We start from the raw sequence: 15594 nt of genomic DNA on the forward strand, positions 1-15594 counted from the left end.
CACCCCACTCCGACCGACCCGACCCGACCCGACGACCGAGGAAGCCGCCCGATGACCGAGCGGGCCGAACCAGACGTGAAGATCGTGCGCGGCGCACCCGACGGCACCGAACTGGCCGCCGTCCTCCTCGCGCTGCTCTCCGCCGCCCGGCAGCCGGGCGACGGCGGCACGGAGGCCGCGCCGCCGGCCCGGGCCGACTGGGGTCCCGCGCGCGGCTGGCGTCCGCCGGGCGCCTGGACCGCCGCCGTGAACCGGGCCGGCCCCCACCGAAAGGACACCGACCGACGATGACCCGTACGACCCTGACCCCCGCGACCCCGACCCGTTCGCCCCTGTCCCGTTCGACCCTGGCGGCGAACAGCGTCTGGCTGCGCCGGTTCCACCCCGCCGAGGACGCCCCGGTGCGGCTGTTCTGCTTCCCGCACGCGGGCGGCTCGGCCAGCTACTACTTCCCGGTGTCACGGGCCCTGTCCCCGGACGCCGACGTGCTAGCCGTGCAGTATCCGGGCCGCCAGGACCGCCGCCACGAGCGGTGCGTCGACGATCTGCACGAGCTCGCGGACCGGGTCGTCGCGGAGCTGCGGCCATGGTGCGACCGGCCGGTGGCGCTCTTCGGGCACAGCCTGGGCGCGTCCCTGGCCTTCGAGGTGGCCCGGCGGATGGAGGAGGCCGGCGATCCGGTGCCGGTGGCGCTGTTCGCCTCGGGGCGCCGGGCGCCCTCGCGCCCGCGCGAGAACCAGCTGGTCCACCTCGCCCCCGACGAGCAACTGCTCGCCAGGATCAAGGGGATGAACGGCACGGATGCATCGGTCCTGGCCGATGACGAGCTCCTGCGGTCGGTGCTCCCGGCTATCCGCGGCGACTACAAGGCCGCCGAGACCTACCGCTACCGCCCGGGTCCCGCCCTGACCTCCCCGATCACGGTGCTCACCGGGGACAGCGACCCCGAGGTCACCGCCGAGGAGGCCGCGGCCTGGGCCGACCACACGGTGGGCCCCTTCGCCCTGCGCCGCTTCCCCGGCGGCCACTTCTACCTCAACGAGCACGTCGCCGAGGTGATCGCCCTCATCCGCGGCGAGCTCGCGTAGCCGGTGCTCAGCCGTCCCGGCGCAGTACGGACATCACCATCAGCTCCGGTTCCTGGCGCAGCAGACGGGCGTGGAGCGTGCGCAGGGCGGGGCCGGGCTCCGCTCCCAGTTCCTCGACGACCCGGCTGCGCTGGGCGGCGTAGACCGTCAGTGCCTCGTTGCCGCGGTCCGAGCGGTAGAGGGCGAGCATGAGGAGCCACAGGAAGCGTTCCCGCAGCGGGTACTTGTGGACGGCGTAGTGCAGGTAGGGCACCGCGTTGCGGTGGCGTCCCAGCTCCAGTTCCAGCTCGGCGCGCACTTCCATGTCGGCGAGGAAGCGCTCCTGGCGGTAGAGGCGCTCGCGTTCCAGCATGGGCCCTTCGAGCCCTTCGCCGAGCGGGCCCGTGGACATCGTGCGGGCCTCCTCCAGCAGCCGCGCCGCCTCGGCGAGTTCGCCCGCGCGCGCCGCGGCGATGCCGGCCGCCGCGAGCCGCTCGTAGGTGTAGAGGTCGACGTCCGCGCCCGCGAGGTCCAGCCGGTATCCGCTGCCGGACCACTCCAGCCTCACCCCCAGGGCCCGGAGCCCGGAGGCGTACTTCTGGATCAGGTTCTTCGCGTACGCCGGGTGCTCCTCGCCCCAGAGGGACTCGATGAGCTGGTCCACCCCGGTCTCCAGGCGCGGCCTGAGCAACAGCACGGCCAGCAGGGCCTGCTGCCGGGGCGGACCGGGATCCAGCACCCGGCCCGCGCGGCGGACCTGCAGCGGGCCCAGCAGCCGGAAGGCCGTCCCCGAGGCGGCGCCCGCACCGTCCGCGGCGGCCGCGCCGGCCTCTTCGCCCTCGAAGCCGCGCTCGCGCAGCAGCACACCCGACATGAATTCTCCCCCGTGCCCGGACCCTCGTACGGAGGCTAGGCACTACCGGCCGGTTCGTGCGGGCACGGTCCACAGGGTGGTCAGCGATCGTTCCAGCGTCCGGTGAAGACCCCCCGGCCATGGTGGTGCGGTCCCCCTCCCCCTGTGGCTCCTGGAGAACGACGATGACCCGTGCCGTCCGTCCCGCGGACCGCCCACCCGCCCTCCAGCGGTGGGGGCGGCTGACCGCCGCCCGCTCCCGGCTCCTGACCTGGACCGGTGTCGCCCTGGCCGTACTCGGCCTGGTGCTGGCCGCCGGCACCATGGACCGCCTCGTCCTGAGCCGGTTCGAGAGTCCCGGATCCGAGTCGCTGCGCACCCGGGCCCTCCTGGAGGAGCGGTTCGGGACGGGCACGCCCGGCATGCTGCTGATGGTCACGGCCGCGCACGGCACCGTGGACGACGCCGCGGTCGCGGCCGAAGGGCGGGCGCTGGAGCGGGAACTGGCCGCCCGGGACGGGGTCGCCGAGGTCGCCTCCTACTGGTCCCGGGGCGACTCGCCCGCCATGCGCTCCGCCGACGGCCGCCAGGCCCTCGTCATCGCCCGGATGGCGGGCACGGTGACCGAGGCCCGGACCGCCATGGCGCGGATCTCACCGGCGTTCAGCCGGGACGGCGCCACCGTGTCGGTACGGGTCGGCGGCGGCGACGAGGTCTTCCGGCAGGCGGCCGAGCAGGCCCGCAAGGACTTCCTGCGGGCCGAACTGATCGTGTTCCCGCTGGTGCTGCTCCTGCTGTTCGCCATCCACCGCCGCTTCTCGGCCGCCTTCCTCACCCTCGGCATGGGCCTCTTCTCGGTGGTCACCACCTTGGCGCTGCTGCGCGGGATCACCTACGTCACCGACGTGTCCACCTTCGCCGCGAACCTGGCCCTGGTGATGGGCGTCGGACTCGGGGTCGACTACAGCCTGTTCGTCATCAGCCGGTTCCGCGAGGAACTGGACGCCGGACGCCCCGTCGCCGAGGCCGTCGAGCACACGGTCGCCCGGGCCGGCCGCACCGTCGCGTTCAGCGGCCTCACCGTGGTCCTCTCGCTCTCCGCCCTGCTGCTCTTCCCGTTCCCCTTCCTGCGCTCGTTCGCGTACGCCGGTGTCTCCACGGTCTTCACCTCGGTCTTCGCGGCGCTGGTGGTCCTGCCCGCCGCGCTGGCCCGGCTGGGCCCCCGGGTCGCCCGCCGGGCCGGCGGCGCCCGCCCCGGCCGGGGGTGGTGGCACCGCACGGCCCTGCGCATGATGCGCCGGCCGCTGCGGTACGGGATCCCGGCACTGGCGCTGCTGCTGGGGCTCGCCTCGCCGGCGCTGGGGCTGGACTTCGGCGTACCGGATGAACGGGTGCTGCCCGCGGGCGTGTCCAGCAGGGTGGTGCAGCAGCAGATCCGCGAGGGCTTCGCCGCGGAGGAGATGGACGCGATCCAGGTCCTGCGGCCCGGCCCTGCGGGCGGCGCGGGGAACGCGACGGCGGACGGGACGGCCGTCGAGGCCACGGCCCTCGGGCTGTCCCGGCTCTCCGGGGTCCACCAGGTCGACGCCCTGACCGGCTCGTACGCACAGGGACGGAAGATCTCCGGACCGGACGGTTCCGCCACCCGGTTCGCGGGCGGCGGGCCGGACACCTGGTACTCGGTGGTCGCCACCCACGACGGGCTCGACCGGGACGCCGACCGGCTGCTCGCCGAGATCCGCAAGATCGTCCCCGGCGCCCTGATCGGCGGCTATCCCGCCGAACTGAGCGACTTCCGGGCCGAACTGACCGACCGCCTGCCGCTGGTGTTCGGCCTGGTCCTGCTGGCCACCTTCCTGGTGCTGTTCCTGATGACCGGCAGCGTGCTGCTCCCGGCGAAGGCGATGCTCCTCAACGCCCTCAGCACGGGGGTGATGGCCGGAGTCCTCGTGTGGATCTTCCAGGAGGGCCACCTGTCCGGCGTGCTGGGCTTCACGGCGAGCGGCTCCATCGAGCCCAGCATCCCCATCCTGATGTTCTGCATCGCCTTCGGGCTCTCCATGGACTACGAGGTCTTCATGCTCTCGCGGATCAAGGAGGAGTACGAGCGGACCGGCGACGGCCCCGGCGCGGTCGCCGTCGGCCTGGAGCGCGGCGGTCCGCTGATCACCTCGGCGGCGGTGGTCCTGGCCGCCTCCTTCGCCACGTACGCCTCGTCCGGGATCGTCTTCCTCAAGATGCTCGGCATCGGCATGGTCGTGGTGATCCTCGTCGACGCCACGCTGATCAGGGCGGTCCTCGTCCCGGTCGCCATGCGGCTGGCCGGCCGGGCCAACTGGTGGGCCCCGGCTCCCCTGCGCGCCTTCCACGCCCGGTTCGGCCTCTCCGAGACCGGATCGGCGGACAACCCGCACGAGTCGGCGCGTTGGCGTGCGGAAAGTGATGAAACCCGATCGGCTGTGGGGCGTTAGAGAGGTGGGCCGCCGTTCGCCCGCGGCGCGCAGACGAGAGTACGAGGAGCACGATGACTGACCCGAAGCCGGCCGGACGTGGTCGGATGAAACTGGCGGCCCGGTGCCGGGTGGCCACGGAGGCCCCCGCCTTCGGGATGGTCGTCTTCTGCGCGATCCTGTTCAACGCCGCGCTGATGGGGGTGGAGACGTACAGCGGGCTCGCCGCGGAGCACCGGCTCGTCCTGCAGGGCGCGGAGAACTGCTGCCTGGCCCTGTTCAGCGTGGAGATGCTGCTGCGCATGGGCGCTTTCGCCGACCGGCCGAAAGCATTCTTCCGCGACCCGTGGAACCTCTTCGACCTCGCGGTCGTGGCCTCCGCCTTCGTCCCGCTCGTCCGCGAGAACACCACCCTGCTGCGGCTGCTGCGACTGGCCCGCGTGCTGCGCACCGCCCGTTTCCTGCCGCACCTGCGGATCCTGCTGATCGCGGTCGGCCGCAGTCTGCCGGGCACCGCCAGCTTCCTGTTCGTCGGCGCGCTGGTGCTGTACGTGTACGCCATGGTCGGCTGGGTCTGCTTCGCCGAGTCCGACCCCGGACACTACGGCTCGGTGGGCCGCGCCATGCTCACGCTCTTCCTGCTGACCACCCTCGACGGCCTGACCGACGCCGTCCGGGCCGGGCTGCAGATCTCCCGGCTCAGCATCATCTACTACGCCTCCTACGCGCTGCTCGCCTCCTTCGTCCTGGTGAACGTCCTCATCGGGGTCGTCCTCAACTCCCTCGACGAGGCGCGCGAGATCGAGGACGCGGCCAACCGCGACCGGAAGCAGCCGGGGCCGCCGCCGGCCGACGCCGACGTACGGGACCGCATCGCGACGGCCCGCCGGGCCCTGGACGAGATCGAGGCGAGCCTCCCCGCGGCGGACGGCCGCCCGCCGCGCCGACTGGAGGCCTCGCACAGCGGGCCCTGAACGGCCGGGGTCTCACTTCTCCCCGGCGTCGAGCAGGCGGATGTCCCACGTTCCGTCCAGACGTCGGCCGGCCGCCCAGCGCTCGGGCTGGTCGGTGAAGGGGGGCAGGGCGTCCGGGTTCGCTTCGAAGCGCACGCCCTCGAAGCGGACCCGGCCCCGGAAGGCGGCGTCTCCGAAGTCGACCGGTCCGTGGAACACGGCGCCGCTGGAGACCAGCCCGCGCTCCCACACGGCGGACGAGAAGGAGACCGGTCCGGCGAAGTCGGCACCGCTCAGCCCGGCCGGGCCGCCGAAGACGGCGCGGGAGAAGTCCGCTGTCCCGGTCACCCGCATCCCGTTCAGGTCCGCCGGGGCCTCCAGCGCGGCCTGGCCGAAGGAGACCCCTTCGATGAACTCGGTGTCCGTGAACTCCGCCGAGCCGCGGAAGACCGTACGGCGGAACGTACCCGCGCGCTGGAAGAGGCTCCTGTCGAAGACGGCGACCCCGTGGAAGACCGCACCGGTGAAGGAGGCCCGCCCCGCGACGGCGGTCCGCACGAACACGGCCCGGCCGGCGAACACGGCCCGGGAGAAGGAGGCGCGGCCCGAGAACTCGGCGTCCACCGTGTTCCAGTCGTCCACGAAGTGGGCCCGGTCGAAATCGGCCGCGCCGAGCCGCACGCGCCGCGAACTCGGCTGCCGCACCGCCTCCAGGACCTCCTGGAGCAGTCCGCGCTCAAAGGTGGTGCCCCGCAGGTCCAGAGGTGACCCCGGTTCGAGCGTCTCGAGGTAGGCCCGCTGCTCCGCGCTCTCCAGATGGGCCAGGCACCGGTCGTACCCGGGCAGCCGGATCCCCGTGCACGGGGTGGGAAGGGACTGCACGGAACGCCGGCCGCAGACCGGCCAGTCGATGTCCCCGCCCTGGAGCTCACCGGCCTCCGTCAGGGCGAGGCCCAGTTCGACGGGGTCGCCGGTGCACACCCAGCCCTCGGCCCCGCCGCCGATCGGCACGAGGGTGAGCAGCACCGTGGGACCGACCAGCTCGGCGAGTTCCTCGTACACGGAAGGGGACAGGGCCACGGCGAGGGGCCACGGCGCCGACCCGGTCCGGTCCACCTGGCGGAGGACCCGGACGGCCTCGGACGCGGTCGGCCAGGTGATGACGGGGGTCCCCTCCGGGAGGCCTTCCGTGGGCCCCGCGGCCACACCCACGCCGAGGGAGAAGGGCCGCCCGTCCATCCTCCGGCTCGCGAACAGGGCCATGGCCGCGGGCAGTTCGGACAGCAGCTGGCCGGCCTTGCCGAGGGCCCCCGGCGCGTCCAGCAGCACGAGCGTCGGCACGCCGTCCGCGGCGGCGACCAGCCGGACTCTGACGCCCGCGGCCCCCGTGAGCTGCACCACAAGGTCTCTCATCTCCGCTTCCGGCGAGCTTCCGACCGGGTACACGCCGTCGTCACCGGGCCGCACCGCCAGGCACACGCCGGAGTCCTCCGGCGCGTGTACCGGTTCGTGCTCGGCCATGGCCTCCCGGAAGCCGGGCTGTTCCCGCAGGGCGCGGCCCGACAGGAACACCATGCGGTCGGGCCAGACCCCGTGCACGACACCGATCAGCGCACCGTCGCGGGAGACGGGGCCGCCGCGGTAGTGCGTCCAGCTCTCGGGCTCGGCGGAGAGCCGGACCAGCTCGCCGTTGCGGGCGCCGCCGTCCGGGACCACCTCGCCCGTCAGCGCGACCGGTTCCCCGCGGTCCGTACGGCCGTCGACCCGGACCCTCCCCGCCCCCGCGTCCGCTTCCGCTCCCGCCCAGGGCAGTGGCTCCAGCCACGCGGCCGGATCCGCCAGGTCCTCGTCGGCCGCCATCAGGGACACCCGGGGCTGCCCGTCGTCCCACCACACCGGGGAGCAGGACACCTCCCGGGCCCCGGCCCGCACCCAGGCGACCGCGCCCCTGGAGAGCGGGGCGTCGCCGACCGTGAGCACCAGCCGGGGCGCCAGGAGCGTGCCGACCTCCTGGGGCTCCGGCGCCCCTTCGTACCGGACCCGTACGACCCTGTCCCGCAGGCCCGGTTCGGGATCCGGCGGCGGCCCGGCCGCGAAGGGCAGGGCGCCGTCGGCCACGCGGCGGCGGCCGGCCCGGCCCGCGGTGACCCGGACCGCGGAGAAGTCCGGGCCGGTGCTCCGGTTGCGGGACATGAACTCCCAGACGCGGCGGCGCACCAGTTCCCGTACGGCGGCCACGTCCCCGCGCAGCTGCGAGCCGAGCAGGGCTTCGCGCACGCCGGGCAGGAACTCGAACTCCACCTCCTCGGCGTCCTGTTCGGCGCCCCAGGGGGCGAAGAGCCCGCCGAGGGCGACCTCCGCGAGGTGGCCGTGCTCCGAGTCGCGCAGCAGGGAGCGCCGGACGAGCGTCATGACCGGCAGGGTCAGCGGTACGGCGGCCAGGTGGGCTGCGAGCTGCTGCGCGGTCGGGGAGGCGCTCGCCCGGAAGCGTTCCACGACGTCCAGGGCGCCGCGGGCGCCGGCGGGGGCGGGATCCTCCGGGGCGCCCGCGGCCCCCGGCTCCGCGTCCAGGCGCAGGCAGGCCAGCCGCCGCCACCGGCCGTCCCCGGAGACCACGCCCACCAGCCGGGCCAGGCTTCCCGAGGCGACGCCGACCACGGGCACGACGGCCGCGGCCGCTGCGGCGGCGGCGCGGCGGCGGCCGGCGCCGGCCCGCCGGGTGGCCGGTACCTGCTGCCAGGAGCGGGTGGCCGCCGCCGGCCGGTCCGCGCGGACGGCGAAGGGCACGGGCCGGACGGCGCCGCGCGTCCAGAGCCGTTCGGGCAGGACGTTCAGGACGGCCACGGCGTTGTGCGCGCACCAGTGCCGGAGCACGCCCTGGACGGGGGCCTCCCGCCAGCCGCCCGCCACGGTGTCGGAGAGGACGAGGATCAGCCGGCGGCCGGCGGGGTCGGCCAGTTCGAGCGGGTTGCGGGGCGGGCCGCCGCGGCCCTGCGTGACCATCGGGGTGGCGCCGGATCCGGTGCCGGTGAGCTGCCAGGTGCGTACGTCGCGGAAGACGCCGCTGCGGGTCAGGACGCGGCGGAGCTCGTCCACGAGGTCCGACCACAGCAGCATCGAGTGGTGCGTGTCGACGACCAGTGCCAGGTCCAGCCAGCGGCTCTCGGCGGGCCGCAGGACCGGGGTCGGCACCCTCCGCTCGATGCTGCGCTCGACGGTGAGCTGTTCGTCCAGTTCCTCCCCGGGGCCGCCGATGGAGCGCCGGCCGACCGGGCGCAGGGAGCGCATCAGGGCGAGCGGATCGTCGAGCGAGGAGGCCCGCGGCAGCCGTACGGGCGAGCCCCCGCGGCCCGCCGCGTCGGCCGGCTTTCCGTGGACGTCGGGCTTTCCGGCGGGCTCGCGCGGGGAGGCCGGGAAGAACTGCACGGCGGGCTCGTCCCCGTCCCGGGCGCCGGGCACGGGTGGGGAAGGGGTGTCCGGTGCGGACTCCGGCGCGTGCGGTCCGGGGACCGGAGGCTGCCCGCCCGCGGGGCCGGCGGCCGGCGCACCGGGCGGGCGGGCCCCGGCCGGGTCCACCCGGGCCGCCAGCCACAGGATGTCGGCGATCTCCTCCGCCCCCACGCCGGTGCGCGGGCCGCCGTCGTCGTCGGCGCCCTCGGCGAAGGCGGCGAGCAGCCTCTCGATCACGCCGTCGGCCCGGTCAGGTGCTGCATGACGGTGGCGAGGAAGCGGTCGCGGTCCCCGGGAGCGGACCAGGCGCCGGCCAGGCGCAGTTGGATGGCGTTGAGGAGCTGGTCGGTGGCCAGGTCCCCGTCCTCGCCGCGGTCGAGGAAGCTCTGGACGAGTTCCTGGTACTCCTCGCCGTCCTCGATGTCGACGCCCAGCCGGCGGCGCACGATGCGGGCGAGCTTCTCCGGTCCGGGCGGCTCCAGGTGGAGGCGGACGCAGCGCCGCAGGAAGGCGGGCGGGAAGTCGCGTTCGCCGTTGCTGGTGAGGACCACGACGGGGAAGTACCGGCACTGGACGAGGCCCTGGGTGATCCGCACGGCGGCGTCGGGGTCGTCGTCGGTGCCGATGGCGACGGTGGGGTCCTCCTGGGCGAGCCGGGCGAGTTCGGGGATGAGGAAGCCGCCGTCCTCGAAGACGGTGAGGAGGTCGCCGGGCAGGTCGATGTCGCTCTTGTCGATCTCGTCGACGAGCAGGACGCGCGGGCGGTCCTGCGGCAGCAGTGCGGTGCCGAGCGGTCCGAGGCGCAGGTAGCGGGAGATCGACGGGGCAGTGGGGGCGGCGGGCGGCGCGCCGGCGGCGGGGGCGGTGGCCGGGTCCGGTGGGGGCGGTACGGCAGCCCCGGCGGCGGCCTCCACTGCGCCGGCCTCCCCGGCGGCGGTCGCGGGCCGCGCGCCCGGCGGGCGCAGCTGCTCCAGGCCGGCCTCCTGGAGGCGCCCGATGGCGTCGTACAGGTACAGCCCGTCCCGCAGCACGGTCCGGCTGGTGATCGGCCAGTGCAGTACGGGCCCCAGGCCCAGGTCCGCGGCGATGCTGTAGGCGAGCGTGGACTTGCCGACGCCCGGCTTCCCGGTGATGAGCAGCGGCCGGCGCAGGTACAGGGCCGTGTTGACCACGTCCTTCTCCGGCTCGTCGGGTACGTAGCCCGCACCGCGCAGCACGGTGCGTTCCCAGGCCGGCCCCTCGCACCCGGGGGGCGCGTAGCCCGGGTCGGGGGTGCCGGTGAAGTCCCGCCAGGGCGGCGGGGATCCGGCCTCCAGGCGGGTGCGCCGGTCCCCGCCCGGGCCGCTCCCGTGGTACAGCCACCAGTCCTTCACCACTGCCTCTGCCTCCATCGTCGGTGTCGCGGTCTGTCAGTGGTCGGGGGTTCAGGCCAGGGACCGGAGGTCCGGCATGTCGTCGGGATCGTCCCACAGGAGCACCAACTGGTCTCCCCCCAAAGGTGGTTGGCGGGCGGCGCGGACGGCTCCCGCGGGAGCGTCCGGGGCGCTCGCGGCGGCGCCCGCGGCTCCCGACGCGGCGCTCGCGGCCGCCCGGCGTACCTCGCGCACGCGCGCGGGCAGGGCCAGTACGTCGAGCGCGCCGGGGTCGGGACGCCCGTCCGGCCCGGCCGGCGCGAGCAGGTCGAGGAGCGCGGGCGCCGGTGCGCCGCCCCCGCGCCGCCACACCGCCACCGGGACGCCGCCCTCGAGTACGGCTTCCAGCAGTCCGGCGTGCGGCGCGGCCGTGGTGTGCGCGAGGACGCAGGCGGGAGCCGGCCCCCCGGCCAGTTCCATCCCGAGCGCGTCCGTGACCGCGGAGTCGTCCACCACCCGGACGGCGTCGCGGTGCCGGCCGCCCTGGGCGCACAGCCAGCGCCAGGAGGTGTGCCATTCGGTCCGGGTGTCCGTCCGCTCCTGCGGGCAGCGCACCACCACCTGGTGGAGCAGCCCGAGGGCGCGCGGGCGGCCGGCCGGGCCGCGGGGCACCGGCCACTGGTCGAAGTCGGCGTCCAGCAGCTCGTACGGCACGTGGAACTCGATGCGGTCCACCGCGCCGTAGGTCCGCCGCCCGGCCTCCCCGCCGTCCGCCGGCGCCCCTCCGATGAGGGCCAGTTGACGTACGAGCTCCTCCCGTACGGCGTCCAGCCGGACCGGCGCGCCCTCCGACTCCCATATGTGCTCGGCCCGTTCGCCGTGCAGCCACATCCGGGCCAGGTGGCCGGGCCCGCCGTCCGGCGGCGCCTCCAGCCGCACGTGCACGACCGTCCGGCGCGGGGGAGGCGGGGGCGGGGGCAGTGCGGGCAGGGCGAGGCGCTCGCGGGCGGCGTGCACCCAGTCCCGCAGCCGGGCCGCCCAGTCCGCGTCGCCCGCGGCGGCGGCCCGGTCCGCGAGGAACCGTACGAAAGGCACGGCCAGCGGCATCCCGCCGCGCCCGCCCTGGCGCTCGTCCAGGTCCTGGACCACCTCCAGGAGGCTGTCCCCCGGCAGGCCGCCGCGGACCGGGGTGGTGCAGCCGGCCGCCTTGAACGCCCACGCGTAGGCCTCGTGGGCGCAGCGCGGCAGCTCGCGGCCCTCGAAGAGTGCGCCGAGTCCGTCCCAGGCCGGCTGGTCGAGCCGGGCGGCCCGGGGCAGCCGGGGCCCGGGCAGGTCGTCGTCGAGGAAGGAGCAGGCGTCCCAGTCCCGGTCCACGAGGAACTGCGGCAGCTGCCAGCCCTCGCCGCGTGCGCGCATCTCCTGGAAGGCGCGGTGGATGCTGAGGGCGGCGCCGGGCAGTCCGCTGACGCTCTCGCGCACGGAGCGCTGCCCGAGTTCGCCGAGCAGGGCCTCGGTGAACCGGCCGGCGCCGCGTTCGGCGTCGTTCTGCGCGGCCTCCCCCTCCCGGGAGGCGTAGAGCCGGAACTGCCGGCGGCCCGGCACCGAACTGCCGCCGCCGTAGTCGGTGGTGCCGAAGTTCCACCGGGCGTCGCGGGGCGCGTCGACCCGGCAGGAGTCCACGAGTGCGGCCTGGAGCGGGAAGCGGCGGGGTTTGACCAGGTCGGTCCGCCACCAGCGCAGCGCCGAGTCGAGGTTGAGGTGTCTGATCTGGCCGCGGCGGGCGTCGGCGCAGGGCAGCATCAGTTCCTGGCGCGGGCCGAGGTAGCCGTGTCCGGCCCAGAAGATCCACAGCAGGTCGCCGTCGCACTGCGGGAGTTCGTCGAGGAGCACCGCTTTGACGTTCTCCTCGGTCGCCGGGCGGTGCGCCGTCCGCAGGGCGGCCATGGCGGGCGTGTCCGTCCAGTCGAGGTCGTCGGGCGCGTCGAGCGGGGACAGCAGCAGCCGGACGTTGCCGGCCGGCACCTCGGCGGGGCCGGTCAGCCAGCGGGCGAAGCGCAGGGCGTCGCGGGCCGGACCGCGCAGGTTCCAGTGGTGGCTGATGTCGTAGCGCTCTACCCCGGCGACGAGCGCGAAGGTGCGCCGCGGCCCGAGGGCCGGGGGCAGGAAGTCGGCGGGGATCACCCGATCTCCGCCTCGGCCACCGCCTGTTCGATCCGCTCGTAGAGGGAGTCCTGTTTCCAGTAGGCGCTGTGGCAGGCGGGGAAGGGCTGGCGGCTGCCGACCTCGTGGTCGGTGACGCGCGGGTCGCCGGGGAAGACCGGCCCGGCGAGGTAGGAGAGCACGTCCTGGCGGTCGTAGACGTTGAGCCAGTGCGGGAAGCCGTACGGGAGCTTCGCGCCCGGTTCGAGGGCGGTCAGCGCGCCGAGCTCGTAGAGGAAGGGTGCCTGGGAGCCGACGGTGACGAGCAGTTCCGCCCCGGGGACGGCCTCGCCGCGGGCTGCGGCGAGGGCGAGGAGGTCCACCAGGGCGATCCCGCCGAGGCTGTGGCCGATGAGCACGGTCGGCCCCGGGTCGGCGGCGATCCGGGCGTGCAGGAACGTGCGCAGGTCGTGGCCGCGGGCCTGGTAGCGCAGGATGTCGCCGAGCGCGGGGGTGGCGCCGACGGTGAGGGAGCCGCGCCAGGCGTTGAGCAGGGGCTGGGTGGTGACGCGCAGGGCGAGCCGGCCCAGGACGGCGGCGGCGCGGGCGCCGGGCACCCGGGCGTCGCCGCCGAGGCGGGTGGTGAGCAGCTCGACGAGGCGGTCGCGTTCGGCGCCGGTGCAGTCGGCCTCGGCTCCGGCGCGGGCGAGCGCGGCGGCGGTCACGGCCCGGGCGAGGGCGGTGGCCAGCTCCCGGGCCTGCGGCTCGCCGGCGGCGCGTTCCCCGGCGCGGGCGGCCTCGGTGGAGCGGGCGGTGGATTCCAGGGCGGCGGCGAAGCCCTCGGCGAGCCCGGTGCCGTGCAGCAGTGCGCCGAGTTCGTCCCCGGTCCGGGGCGGCGCGGGCGGTAACGCGGTCAGCAGTGCGAGCACCCGGGCCCCGGCGGACCGGACGCCGGGCATCGCGAAGCCGTCGTCCTCGGCATCCCCGCCGTCCGCGCTGCCCCCGCCGTCCGCGGCGCCTCGGCCCTCCCAGCCGGCCTCGGCCAGGACGCGCAGCTCGCACAGCGGGTCGGCGAGCAGGAGCGCCCACTCGGCCGTCTCCGCGTCCACGGGGTCGGGCTCGGCGTCCGGCCCCGGCGGCCGCAGCCCGGGCACGGACCGGCCGCCCGCGCCGAGGGTCGCGCCGAACCGGTCGCCCCAGTAGCAGGATTCGACGTCCGCGTCGGGGAATCTCGCCGTCAGCCGCTCCCGGACCAGGCCGAAGAGCCGGTCGTGCCGCTCGCGCCGTACCCCCGTGCCGTGGACAAACAGAAAACGCATCGCCGCCCCGCCCCCCTCGTGCAGTCGCCCCCGCTCGCACCATAGCGCCGGGTGGGTGACAAGGGGCGTGGAAAGGCGAGTTCGGCGAGGAGCCCGGGGGTGACGCGCACACGGCCCTGCGGTCGGCTGTGAGCACGGACACGTCCGATTCCCGGAACCCGCGCCGCCGTCCCCCCATCGAACGAAGAGTCAGAAGTGTCGGTGGGGTGGGAGTGCAGATGGTCAGCAGGGTTCACGGGCGGAGCCGGGGACGTGAGCGGGGGCGGGGCGTACGGGGCTCCGTCCTCGTCGGCCTGCTCTGCACCCTCGCCCTCGCGGGCCTCGGGTACACCGCCTGGGAGCTGCGCGGCATCGCCGCCAACCGCGCCGACGGGGATCCCGCCCTGGGCACCTACCGGCAGGACCCCGAGCGCGCCGACAAGACGGCGGCCGCCGTGCTGGACGGGATCGTCCGGGAGGCCATGGAGCCGCCCACGGACGGCAAGGCCTTCGCCAACGGCGCCGGCCCGGTGGACTGGCGGACCGCCGGATGGCAGCCCTCCGATCCGCTGGAGGCCCGGCCCGCCCCCGCCGAGCCCGCGATCGGCGCGCTCTTCTCCCCCGGCTCGGACGGCGACCCCGACCACCACTGCTCGGCCGTCGTGGTCCACTCCCCCGGCGGCGACCTCATCGCGACCGCCGCCCACTGCGTGTACGGCGGCGGGTTCCGCACCAACCTCGCCTTCGCCCCCGGCTACCGGGACGGCCTGGCCCCGTACGGCGTGTGGGTGCCCACCCGGATCGACGTGGACCCGCGCTGGACCGAGGACCAGGACCCCGACCACGACATCGCCTTCCTCCGGCTGCGCCGGCCCGGCTACCCCGGCCAGCGGCTGGAGGACGTCACCGGCGCCGAGACCATCGCCTTCCGGACCCGGCTGCCCGCGCCCGCCCGGCTCGTGGGCTACCCGCACGACTCCGAGCAGCCGCTGGAGTGCCGCAACACCGCCGTCGCCGCCGGGCCGACGCAGCTGCGGCTGGACTGTGCGGACGTACCGAACGGAACCAGCGGCGGCCCGGTGCTGACCGACGGCCGCACGCTGATCGGGGTGATCGGCGGCCGCGACGGGGGCGGCGACGAGAGGACCTCGTACAGCATCTACTTCGGCGACGACACCAAGACCCTGTACGAGCGCTCCAGCACGCCCTGACCCCCACGCCGGCGCGAGGAATCACGAAGGATCTTTCTAGAAAGGTCTTCCAGTTCCGCGATCTTGCTACGCTCGGTGGCGCAGATTCCGGACAGCATCACCACGCACACCGACGGGACCGCAGCATGACTCCCAAGCAACAACGCGGCGAAGCCACCGTCGACCTCCTCCTGACCACCGCGCTGCGGGTGTTCGCCGAGTCCGGGCAGCAGGGCTTCACGGTGAACGCGGTCGTCTCGGCCAGCGGGGTCAGCCTCGGCAGCCTCTACCACCACTTCGGCAGCTTCGACGGCCTGGCCGCCGCGCTCTACATCCGGTGCATGGACATGCTGTGCGACGACATGGTCGCCGCGCTCACCCGGTGCCGCACGGCCCGCACCGGGGTGCGCTCCTGGGTGGCGTCGTACCTGGCCTTCACCCAGGAGCACCGGGACGTGGCGCTGTTCCTGCACGCCTCCGCCTACTCCGGCTACCTGGTGGCCCACGCCGAGGAGATCGGCGCGGCCAAGGCGGAGAAGTTCGCGGCCATCATGCAGTGGCTGGGGGTGCGCATGGAGCGCGGCGAGATCGCCCCCCTGCCGGCCCCCGTGATCGAGGTCCTGGTCATGGGCCCCCTCGCCGAGGCCGCCCGCCGCTGGCTGTCCAGCACCTACGAGATCGACCTCACCGAAGCCGCCCGCTACCTCCCGGACCACATCTGGCGCTCCCTCCGCCCCGACCCGGCCTGACCCGTCCGCTCGCGCGGGAGCGTGCGCGTCGCGCAACGACCAGGGACCCGGGGGTCCTGGACCTGTGGGGTCCGCGGCCACACCCGGAGGACC

The 15594-nt window shown here is 75.2% G+C and carries 11 protein-coding genes; 6 read left to right on the top strand and 5 right to left on the bottom strand.

Translation table 11 applies throughout. From position 1 onward, the window contains the following. Positions 1 to 51 precede the first annotated feature (51 nt). Entirely contained in the window at positions 52 to 291 is a 240-nt protein-coding gene (locus tag ACIPYQ_RS22070) for a hypothetical protein (protein WP_361754262.1), read from the top strand. Continuing rightward, positions 288 to 1088, top strand: a complete 801-nt coding sequence (locus ACIPYQ_RS22075) for a thioesterase II family protein (RefSeq protein WP_401253677.1) — start codon at positions 288 to 290, stop codon at positions 1086 to 1088. The genes ACIPYQ_RS22070 and ACIPYQ_RS22075 overlap by 4 nt, the downstream gene beginning before the upstream one ends. Positions 1089 to 1095: 7 nt before the next feature. On the opposite strand, the gene ACIPYQ_RS22080 is transcribed toward ACIPYQ_RS22075, so the two are convergent. Then, positions 1096 to 1941, bottom strand: coding sequence for a BTAD domain-containing putative transcriptional regulator (locus tag ACIPYQ_RS22080; RefSeq protein ID WP_401253680.1), 846 nt, complete (start codon positions 1939 to 1941; stop codon positions 1096 to 1098). 164 nt (positions 1942 to 2105) lie between these two features. Here ACIPYQ_RS22080 and ACIPYQ_RS22085 point away from each other — a divergent pair, with 164 nt between their 5' ends. Beyond that, positions 2106 to 4391 (top strand): MMPL family transporter, encoded by a 2286-nt coding sequence (locus ACIPYQ_RS22085; RefSeq protein ID WP_401253683.1) that lies wholly within the window; start codon positions 2106 to 2108, stop codon positions 4389 to 4391. 53 nt (positions 4392 to 4444) lie between these two features. Beyond that, positions 4445 to 5344, top strand: a complete 900-nt coding sequence (locus ACIPYQ_RS22090; protein WP_401253686.1) for an ion transporter — start codon at positions 4445 to 4447, stop codon at positions 5342 to 5344. A gap of 12 nt (positions 5345 to 5356) precedes the next feature. Here the strand turns inward: ACIPYQ_RS22090 and ACIPYQ_RS22095 are convergent, their stop codons facing one another. The 4 genes from ACIPYQ_RS22095 to ACIPYQ_RS22110 are packed head-to-tail and all read right to left on the bottom strand — an operon-like array spanning position 5357 to position 13583. Then, positions 5357 to 9010: an SAV_2336 N-terminal domain-related protein gene (locus tag ACIPYQ_RS22095; RefSeq protein WP_401253689.1), complete on the bottom strand. Its 3654-nt coding sequence runs from the start codon at positions 9008 to 9010 to the stop codon at positions 5357 to 5359. Next, complete coding sequence (locus ACIPYQ_RS22100) at positions 9007 to 10164, bottom strand: MoxR family ATPase (RefSeq protein ID WP_361754244.1); 1158 nt, start codon at positions 10162 to 10164, stop codon at positions 9007 to 9009. The genes ACIPYQ_RS22095 and ACIPYQ_RS22100 overlap by 4 nt, the downstream gene beginning before the upstream one ends. A 33-nt stretch (positions 10165 to 10197) precedes the next feature. Continuing rightward, complete coding sequence (locus ACIPYQ_RS22105) at positions 10198 to 12306, bottom strand: hypothetical protein (RefSeq protein ID WP_401253693.1); 2109 nt, start codon at positions 12304 to 12306, stop codon at positions 10198 to 10200. Then, positions 12303 to 13583 (bottom strand): hypothetical protein, encoded by a 1281-nt coding sequence (locus ACIPYQ_RS22110; RefSeq protein ID WP_401253696.1) that lies wholly within the window; start codon positions 13581 to 13583, stop codon positions 12303 to 12305. The genes ACIPYQ_RS22105 and ACIPYQ_RS22110 overlap by 4 nt, the downstream gene beginning before the upstream one ends. 218 nt (positions 13584 to 13801) lie before the next feature. On the opposite strand from ACIPYQ_RS22110, the gene ACIPYQ_RS22115 reads away from it, so the two are divergent. Continuing rightward, positions 13802 to 14773 (top strand): trypsin-like serine peptidase, encoded by a 972-nt coding sequence (locus ACIPYQ_RS22115; RefSeq protein WP_401253699.1) that lies wholly within the window; start codon positions 13802 to 13804, stop codon positions 14771 to 14773. Between the two features lie 125 nt (positions 14774 to 14898). Further along, positions 14899 to 15501, top strand: coding sequence for a TetR/AcrR family transcriptional regulator (locus tag ACIPYQ_RS22120; protein ID WP_361754232.1), 603 nt, complete (start codon positions 14899 to 14901; stop codon positions 15499 to 15501). Positions 15502 to 15594 lie beyond the last annotated feature (93 nt).

This window comes from Streptomyces sp. NPDC090045 (assembly GCF_044747975.1).
GTDB lineage: Bacteria > Actinomycetota > Actinomycetes > Streptomycetales > Streptomycetaceae > Streptomyces.

What these genes read in the sequence shown, in the direction of transcription:
- ACIPYQ_RS22070 (WP_361754262.1), top strand. Translation starts at nt 52, where the DNA reads ATGACCGAGCGGGCCGAACCAGACGTGAAGATCGTGCGCGGCGCACCC.
- ACIPYQ_RS22075 (WP_401253677.1), top strand. Translation starts at nt 288, where the DNA reads ATGACCCGTACGACCCTGACCCCCGCGACCCCGACCCGTTCGCCCCTG.
- ACIPYQ_RS22080 (WP_401253680.1), bottom strand. Translation starts at nt 1,941, where the DNA reads ATGTCGGGTGTGCTGCTGCGCGAGCGCGGCTTCGAGGGCGAAGAGGCC.
- ACIPYQ_RS22085 (WP_401253683.1), top strand. Translation starts at nt 2,106, where the DNA reads ATGACCCGTGCCGTCCGTCCCGCGGACCGCCCACCCGCCCTCCAGCGG.
- ACIPYQ_RS22090 (WP_401253686.1), top strand. Translation starts at nt 4,445, where the DNA reads ATGACTGACCCGAAGCCGGCCGGACGTGGTCGGATGAAACTGGCGGCC.
- ACIPYQ_RS22100 (WP_361754244.1), bottom strand. Translation starts at nt 10,164, where the DNA reads ATGGAGGCAGAGGCAGTGGTGAAGGACTGGTGGCTGTACCACGGGAGC.
- ACIPYQ_RS22110 (WP_401253696.1), bottom strand. Translation starts at nt 13,583, where the DNA reads ATGCGTTTTCTGTTTGTCCACGGCACGGGGGTACGGCGCGAGCGGCAC.
- ACIPYQ_RS22115 (WP_401253699.1), top strand. Translation starts at nt 13,802, where the DNA reads ATGGTCAGCAGGGTTCACGGGCGGAGCCGGGGACGTGAGCGGGGGCGG.
- ACIPYQ_RS22120 (WP_361754232.1), top strand. Translation starts at nt 14,899, where the DNA reads ATGACTCCCAAGCAACAACGCGGCGAAGCCACCGTCGACCTCCTCCTG.